The organism is Leptolyngbya cf. ectocarpi LEGE 11479 (assembly GCF_015207065.1).
GTDB classification, from domain to species: domain Bacteria; phylum Cyanobacteriota; class Cyanobacteriia; order Phormidesmidales; family Phormidesmidaceae; genus Leptothoe; species Leptothoe ectocarpi.
This window is the reverse complement of record NZ_JADEXP010000297.1, coordinates 1-8,095: the sequence shown is the minus strand read 5'-3', so window position 1 is coordinate 8,095 and position 8,095 is coordinate 1. Positions and strand designations below refer to the sequence as shown.

The window sequence follows — 8,095 nt, the reverse complement described above, 5'->3', positions numbered from 1 at the left end:
ACTTGGCGCGTTTTGCCGATAGATTTAAGGCTTTACTGCTACGAGTACAAAACCATTTGAGAAATTTATCAATACTACTAAAAACAGTTTGATCTACGGTCTGCAAATCGAGATGTACTGTCTGGTAATTGTGTCGATGGGCGGTTTCAATTAATCGAAATACTAGGGAGGTTTTTCCCATTTTCTGGGGTGCTTTAATACGCAGAAAGCCACCCGGTCGCTGTATTTCTGAATATGCTAAGTCTTCATTGGGAGGTCGCTCAATATAGAAAAGAGAATCCGGCGGCAGTGGTCCGGATGGGTACTGTTGTTGAGTTGACTTTTGGACTATCGTTTGGTCTATAGTCTTATGGTCTATCCCTAAGGTGCTAACAGTCCCAGCTAAATTTGACGATCTCGAGAGCGGTTGTAGATATTCTCTCAATACAAACAGCAAACTCTTCTTAGTGACTCGTTGACCCAGAGCTTGGGAAATGGCACGCCATAGCTTGTAGCCTGTATCTTTGAGGTGGGCATCCCCATAGCCTGATTGCTTAGCCATTTGCTCATACGTTTGTTTGTTCCAGGTTTGACCGAGAACAATTCGTTCGGCTGGGGTTAGCTTGCGCTTAAGCAGGCGCTCCTCAATTGCAAGAAGAACTTCATCAGGTTCCATAAGCAGGGAACAAAGACTGAAAAGTCTACAGGAAACCACCTCTAACTTTCGCATAAAAATCTTAAGTCCGGATAAATGTCGGGGCGTCTTCCGTCTTTTCCGTCTTTTTATCTAGGGTTTAACGTTGCTCTGTTAATGTTTCGATACAGGCGATGTCTATTTTTCGGATAGGTCTTTGCAAAGGGTGCGATCGCTATCCGCCACGTCCGCATTTGTCCTCAAATAATCGGCAATCCAGTCACAGGCATATTCCAGCTCGTTTAATGCCAACACCTCCTCTAGATTCCACCGAGCAAGCATGCCATCTTCAGCCACTGTCACCAGTTCTCCGGTGGAGCTAAATTTCACATCCTTAAAGCCAGGACCGTGACCATACAGCGTTTTGATTTTCTCTCCTTCCAGGGACCACAAGGTAACCGTATTATCAGCACTAGCCGTCGCTAGCATTTGACCATCGGCGCTAAAATCCACCCCAAAAACAGCGTTGGTATGCCCTTCAAAGGCTCTGACCAAAGTGCCATCCCAACGCCATATCTTGGCGGTTGAATCGCTACTGGAAGAGGCAAAAAACTGACCATCAGGACTCACTGAGAGGCCAAAGACAGCGGCATCATGGCCCTTAATCTCATGGAGAAGCGTGCCATCAGCCTGAAAAATCTGGAGTGCGCCGCTGCCACTAGAGGCAGCCAGATGCTGACCATCGGGGCTAAACTCGACCCTGAGCCCTAAGTCCTTATTGCCCTGAAGCGTTTGAATGAGTTCGCCATCTGTGGTCCACACAAAAATGCTGCCATCTTCGGCAATGGCAGCCAGATACTGATTATCGGGACTGAAGCTCACACCCCAGGCTTGTAACTCGTCGAGGCCTTGCAGGTCTTGCAAAAGCTCCCCTGTTGAACTCCAGAGCTGAACAGTACCGTTAGCCCCCGCTGCTGCAATCATTTGACCATCTGGACTGTAATCAAACCCAAATAGCGTGTTTTGCTCAGCATCCAGGTTGGCAACGATTCTGCGGTCTCGATCCCAAACATGAACGATAGGACTGTCTCCAGAAATGAGACGTTCACCATCTGGGCTGATCGCAACATCCCAGACATCGTCATCCAAAAAAATAGTTTGCAGCAGAGGCGACTCCCATTGTCTTAGTTGAGCTATGTTACTGCTGTCTATCGTCACCATTGTTTGAGCATCGTTGTCGGGAAAGCTGATGCCACGCATATCGCCTGCCGTTTGCAGAACGCGCCAGGGAAAGCCATCTATCCCACGCATCCAGATAGTGCGATCTAGCCCAGCGGAGGCGATCGCCGTACCATCGGGGCTAAAGTCGATGCTGCCGACACGCTTCGTATGGCCTGCCAGCGTTGTCATCAGTGTGCCATCCGGCTGCCAAAGCTGTACCATCCGGTCATCTCCACCAATAGCGATCGTGTCGCCAGTGGGGTTAACCGCTCCACTCCAGAGGCTGCCGCCGCTAGCAGCGGCAGGCAACGTACTCAAAAGCTGACCGTCAAGCGTCCAAACATTGGCAATGTTATCCAGGCCGGTTGAGAGAATCAGCTGCTTGGTTGCATTAACCGCAACTCGCAAAACACCACTTTGATGCCCAGACAAGGTATTGAGTAAAGTGCCGTCTAGATTCCATACTTTTACCGTTTGATCTGCTCCTCCTGACACTAAAAACTCGGCTCCATCACTGTGGAATGCTACATCCCAAGCCGGGCCTGTGTGGGCCTGAATCGTTTGAACTAAAGCTTTATCGGTAATGTTCCAAAGTTTCAAGCTGCCATCCAAATTAGCGGTTGCAATTAGAGGCCGGTGGGGATGAAACGCCACGCCATAGCTGTCACCTGCATCTGCAAACATGTGTAATGGCCGACCATCCCGAGCCCAGAGCCTGGCGATGGAATCTCGACTAGTCGTGGCAATCAATTCCCCGTCTGGGCTATGGGCAACCGCTAAAATCGACGTCACATGCCCTGACAGCCGATTGCGTTCATTCATCCAGTAAACAATCTGATGTAGGGCACGAGTAGCGGCGGCTTCTATCTCTGGATGGGGCTCATCCAGAGATAGAAGCTTGCGCTTAGCCTTAATCGCATCCACAAGGGCATCCAGTTCTTGGTGAGATGCAAACTGTCCTTCTGCAGATGAGATCAGTGCCTGAATCTCGTTCAGACGAGCCATTTGTTCACTAGCGATCGCTCGCCGATATTGTAAAAATGCGGCTGCCCCTAACAATGAAACTACAGCCAGTGCTCCTGAGGTAATTCCGAGCAGGATCCGCTGTAAACGCGTCGTCCGTTTGGTGGCTTCAGCCTTTTCGAGGTTTAGAGAGCGCTGTACCTCAATTTGCTCCTGTTCTTGTCCTAACGCCAAAAAGCGATAGTCTAAATCACTGAGACTTTTCCCCCGCGCCCAGGCTTGGGCATCGTGCAGGGCCTGCCCCCGTAACAGTCGCGATTCGTCAATTTGCTGGGAGGTCACCCAGGCATTAAACATTTCTGAATAGGGACGCAGGGACGTTAGCTGGCGCTGCACCCACTCTAGGGTAAAGACATTTTCATAAATTCGATTTTTGATTTGGAGGTAGCCACTGTGCCGCACCATCAGGCCGCTCAGTAATAGATCGATCTGATCGCGGCTATCGTCAGTGAGGATGGGCTGTCCTTCTAACCACCGCTGATAAAGGCCAAGCAGACGTCCTGCACGGTTGTCATCGTAGAGCAAGCGATCGCGAATGGTGCGCAAATGCTCAGGTTCATCCTGGGACTCCCAATGGGTGATGATGTGATCGTGCACCACGCTTTCCACCCAAAACTTTTCCATACCTGGCGGTATATTGAGCGGGTCATTGACTGCAGTTTGGCTGGAGTTAACCAATAACTGACAAACTTTTTGAGTCAAAAAAGACTGTCCATTAGTCCAGTTCAACACGTCTTGCAAAATCGCTTGAGCATTGGCGGTTTGCAGCTCTAAACCATGGGTTAAGGGCGCCGCTTCTGCGAGGCTAAACCCTTTCAAAACAATGGCCCGACCAATATTAAACGGGGTGCGTTGTTTATCAGAAATCAAGTCAGCCGGGGCTGCAACTCCAAAAATGGCAAAGGTAAGCTGCTGGTAGGCTGGCTCCACCGTTCGACGGTTATAACAAAAACGGATCAGGGCAAAAAAATCATCGACAGAAAAGGGCAGATTCAGCAAACTGTCCACTTCATCGACAAAAATAAACAACCGTTGCCCTGGGCTCTGGGCCAGCAGTATTTCAATAAACTGACTGAGAATTTGAGTCAACGACAGATGACTGTTCTCCTCCCACCAGTGGCGAATATCAATTGTTTTTCGCAGACCAAGCTGTAGCGCCAGAGTGCCCATCAGTCCCCGATACCACTGCTCGGGCGTAATGTGGTCACTACCAATGTTGGTCACATCAACCACCGCACAGCGATGCCCTTCTGCCTGTAGCTGATGCCAGCTGCGCACCATCAGGGACGATTTCCCCATTTGACGAGAGGTAAACACATAGCAAAACTCACCGGCTAATAAAGCCCTATGGAGGTCGCTATCAGCCTGACGTTCGATATATGTGGGGGCTTCGTAATCGAGACTGCCACCAACTTGATAATAATTGCCCATGGGTAGCACCAGATGAGAGCAGCGTCTGCTTGCTCTACTGTACGGCTTGTAGTATCTACTCTCAACTAGCGGTGGCTACTCTTCTACTACCTGACGAGCTTTTTGCAAAAGGCTTTCACTGTTAGACCGATAGGCATTCACCCGGTCTTGAGCGATTTTATAACGTTCGTCCGACACGGGCACCTCAGCCATCAGATCAGAGGCTTGCTGCCAACGAGCCGCCAGCGCTAACCAGTCAGCTGCATTTTCAGCGATGAGTCCATCTTTGGCAGCCTGTTCAGCAATACGAACAGCCCGTGCAAAGGAATCATAGGATTCTGGCAAGGGTAGCTGATCGGCAGTCGATGGGTCTGTCGCGGCAGCAGTAGCCGGGGCAGGTTCGTCAAAACGCTGCCGCACGGCCCAAATACTTACCCCAGTCAGTAGCAGGGCAACGGACAGACCACCAATGATGCCACTGAGAAACGACTTACGCTGACGCAGATCTGATTTAGAAGCGCCTTCGGGCATCTGTCCCCGAAACTTAGGACGCCTCAAATCACGTATGATCCGCTTCCACCAGTGGGGCTGCTTCAGCATAATCATTTCCGCCCACAGCAAATGATTCTCTGGATCGCGGTTGATTTCTTCCAACCACAGCAGCTGCTGTTCCTGCACTAAGCGACTATTGATATTGACCCGGCGAATGCGACGAGGCCCGATATCTTCCAAAATGCTGCGAATAGTCTCTACCACTACTGATTTTTTAAGCTGTTCGTCCGTGGGGGCTTCACACAGTAGCTGGAGTACATTATCGACAAACACAGCTCGGGTACGAATACCGCTATCGGCTAGCTGGTCGTTAAGAATCTGAATAATAGCGGCAACACTACCGTCCTGGGCTTGCCCAAAGACATCGTTGATATCAGTCAGTGTGGTTGTAGACATGGGCACAGTCTCCAGGAGACTATCGCTGCAATCATCTTAGGAAGGTAGAATACCCAGTCACAGTTGACATATGGTCACATCAGATGTTCCGGGGTTGGGCATCCAGATTACCTCAAAAATGTCATCCCCTTCCAATATCGTAGATAAATTCAGTGTATTTAACGACACTACGTTACACAATTAGCACGTAGTGTCGCAGGCGGGCGGGCTGCCATGGGGGATGAGCAACCGGAGGATTGCCTAAGTTTTGCCCTCTAGATGGGGAACTTCATTAAATTTTTCAATTTTCCAATGCTCGGGATTGTACTGATTTTCCTCAGTCAGGGACAGGTTCAGGAGCCTAAACTCAAACAGCGCCGTGTTGCGGATAGGAATTTGCCAGGTGCGATCGCACCCCAAAATCACCCCAATCAGCTGCTGCATAAAGCCACCATGGGTAACCATCCAAACAACGTCACCCGGCTGATGACGCTGCCCCACCGTGCGGTACCAGCTAACTGCTCGCTGGTGAGCCGCCGCTAGTGTTTCTGCTGCGGGTACAGGCTGGTAGTCCAGGGTAGCCACTAACTGTTTACAGAGCCTGGAATAGCGCTGGTTGGCCTCAGACCATGTCAGCCCCTGGAAAATCCCCTGGTGGAGTTCTTGAATTTGTGGGGCCAGCTGCAGTGGACACCCCGTGACCGCCGCCAGAGGCCGGGCTGTTTCGACGGCTCTTTGGAGCGGACTACTGTAGATATGGGTGGGCGGTGCCTGGTCTTTTAGCTGGTCCTTAAAATAGGCTGCTAGCTGTTGGGTTTGCCAACGTCCCCGAGCCGATAGGGCCGTGGACATCTGCCCTTCCAGGCGACCTTCGACATTACCCAGAGACTCACCGTGGCGAATCAGTAATAGCGTTAGATAGCTAGCCACTGCGAGGAAGCGTTTACAATGTAGGCATCTTAAAAACCACGCAACCGATCCATGCTGCTCAAGTCCACCACACGTCATATCCATATCTTTGCGGCAGACATTGAGAACAATGAGCTTGTGCCCAGGGAAGACCAGCTCACGTTAGATATTGATCCCGACAATGAGTTTAATTGGTCTGATGACGCGATTCAGCAAGTTTATAAAGAGTTTGATCGCTTAGTTGACGCCGCTGCTGGAGAAGCATTGACCGATTATAATCTGCGGCGCATCGGGTCAGACCTTGAGCATTTTGTCAGAACATTACTACAGTCAGGCAGCATCAGCTACAACCTGAGAAGCCGCGTGCTCAACTACAGTATGGGCCTACCCCGCGTGGTATCGGAGAGTGATTAACTGTCCAAATCCCGATTGTCAGGCAGCGAATTCAGAAGGGAGCGTCCAATGCAGCACCTGTGACACATTCCTTCCCCATCGCTACCTCTGGGCAGTGGGTCAAGGAAAATTAGACCAGCTGGACAAGCGCTATAGCTGGCAGCATCAGCAAGTGGTGCTGGATACTCAGCCTGGATTGCCGCCACCATCACCGGAACCCATCCCCCCCCATGTCTGGCCTTATCTCATGTTGGCACCCCATAGCCTCCATGTGCCCCAGCCCTATGATCTAGTCAGTGACAGCGCCGGTCACGAAATCCTGCTGTTGGACACTCCAGCCATTGCTGTCCCAGCGGGTGACAAGCCAAAGCTTTTGCCCAGCCTCGTAGCTGATTGGCCCAAGGCATCCCCTCTGCGACAGCTCAACTGGCTTTGGCAAGTTGCGGGCCTATGGCCAGACTTTATCGAGCAGCAGGTGGCAGGCAACCTACTGTTGAGCGATCATTTGCGGGTACAGGGCTCCCTAGTGCGATTGTCAGAATTAGCGATCGATCCACAGCCTCCCACCCTCAAAGCGTTGGGCGCATCGTGGAAAAAGCTAGTACCCCAGGCCCAGCATTCAATTCGAGACTTTTTGGCTAGCCTGTGTACCCAGCTGATCCAGGGGGAGATTTCGACGCCAGAAGTCTTGGTGACCTGTCTGGATCAAGCCATGGCCGAGACTGCCGTGGGTTATCAGATGGACTCTCAGCTATCGGTCATGACCGACCAAGGCCCCAGCCGTAAACGGAATGAAGACGCCTGCTATCCGCCTAGCGGGATGGTCCAACGCCATGCCATTGGCCCCAAGGTCAGCTCCGGGCAAGAGCGGCCGCTGCTACTGCTGGTCTGTGATGGCATCGGCGGTCACGAGGGAGGTGACGTAGCCAGTCAGCTCGCGATCGCAACCATCAAGCAGGAACTCATCCCCTTGTTAGAGTGGCTAGCCGATCAGCCACTCCACGACCCAGGCACCGTCACCCTGGCCATCGAACAGGCCATCTGGGCCGCCAATGATAATATTTCCCAACACAACGATCAGGGCATGCGCCAGGCTCGCGATCGCATGGGTACCACCTTAGTCATGGCCCTGATTGTCGGTGTCCACATCTACATCGCCCACATCGGTGATAGTCGAGCCTATCGCATTAGCGCTAATAGCTGTCAGCAAATCACCTTTGACGACGACGTTGCGGCTCGTGAGGTCCGGTTGGGATACGGATTTTATGCCGACGTCGCCCATCGCCCCGGTACCGGGGCCTTAATTCAAGCATTAGGCATGGGCAGCTCAGCCACATTGCACGTTACCGTACAGCGGTTGATCCTAGATGACGACATTGTTTTGTTGCTCTGTTCTGATGGCTTAAGCGACTACGATCGGGTTGAGCAATTTTGGCAGGCTCAACTACTCCCGGTGCTCACAGGTAAGACAAAACCCGCTAACGCTGTCTCGCACCTGGTCCAGTTGGCCAACACCCACAATGGCCATGACAACGTCAGAGTCGGTATCGTGGCCGGTCATAGTCAAGCCTCTAATCCACCAATTATTCCCCCCCCCTC

The 8,095-nt window shown here is 51.7% G+C and carries 6 protein-coding genes; 2 read left to right on the top strand and 4 right to left on the bottom strand.

Annotated features, from left to right (window positions below):
- From IQ260_RS23425 to IQ260_RS23410, 4 genes are all read right to left on the bottom strand, one after another.
- Positions 1-655: AAA-like domain-containing protein (locus IQ260_RS23425; protein WP_193995500.1), on the bottom strand; the 655-nt coding region annotated here is incomplete at its 3' end.
- Between the two features lie 156 nt (positions 656-811).
- Positions 812-4,288, bottom strand: coding sequence for an AAA-like domain-containing protein (locus tag IQ260_RS23420; RefSeq protein WP_193995499.1), 3,477 nt, complete (start codon positions 4,286-4,288; stop codon positions 812-814).
- A 75-nt stretch (positions 4,289-4,363) separates the two neighbouring features.
- Positions 4,364-5,215, bottom strand: a complete 852-nt coding sequence (locus tag IQ260_RS23415; RefSeq protein WP_193995498.1) for a hypothetical protein — start codon at positions 5,213-5,215, stop codon at positions 4,364-4,366.
- Between the two features lie 240 nt (positions 5,216-5,455).
- Entirely contained in the window at positions 5,456-6,124 is a 669-nt protein-coding gene (locus IQ260_RS23410) for a histidine phosphatase family protein (RefSeq protein WP_193995497.1), read from the bottom strand.
- A 51-nt stretch (positions 6,125-6,175) separates the two neighbouring features.
- Here IQ260_RS23410 and ndhM point away from each other — a divergent pair, with 51 nt between their 5' ends.
- Positions 6,176-6,517, top strand: a complete 342-nt coding sequence (gene ndhM / locus IQ260_RS23405) for an NAD(P)H-quinone oxidoreductase subunit M (RefSeq protein WP_193995496.1) — start codon at positions 6,176-6,178, stop codon at positions 6,515-6,517.
- Positions 6,518-6,611: 94 nt separating this feature from the next.
- Positions 6,612-8,095, top strand: a 1,484-nt coding sequence (locus IQ260_RS31755; RefSeq protein WP_193995495.1) for a PP2C family protein-serine/threonine phosphatase, incomplete at its 3' end; no start/stop codon positions are given.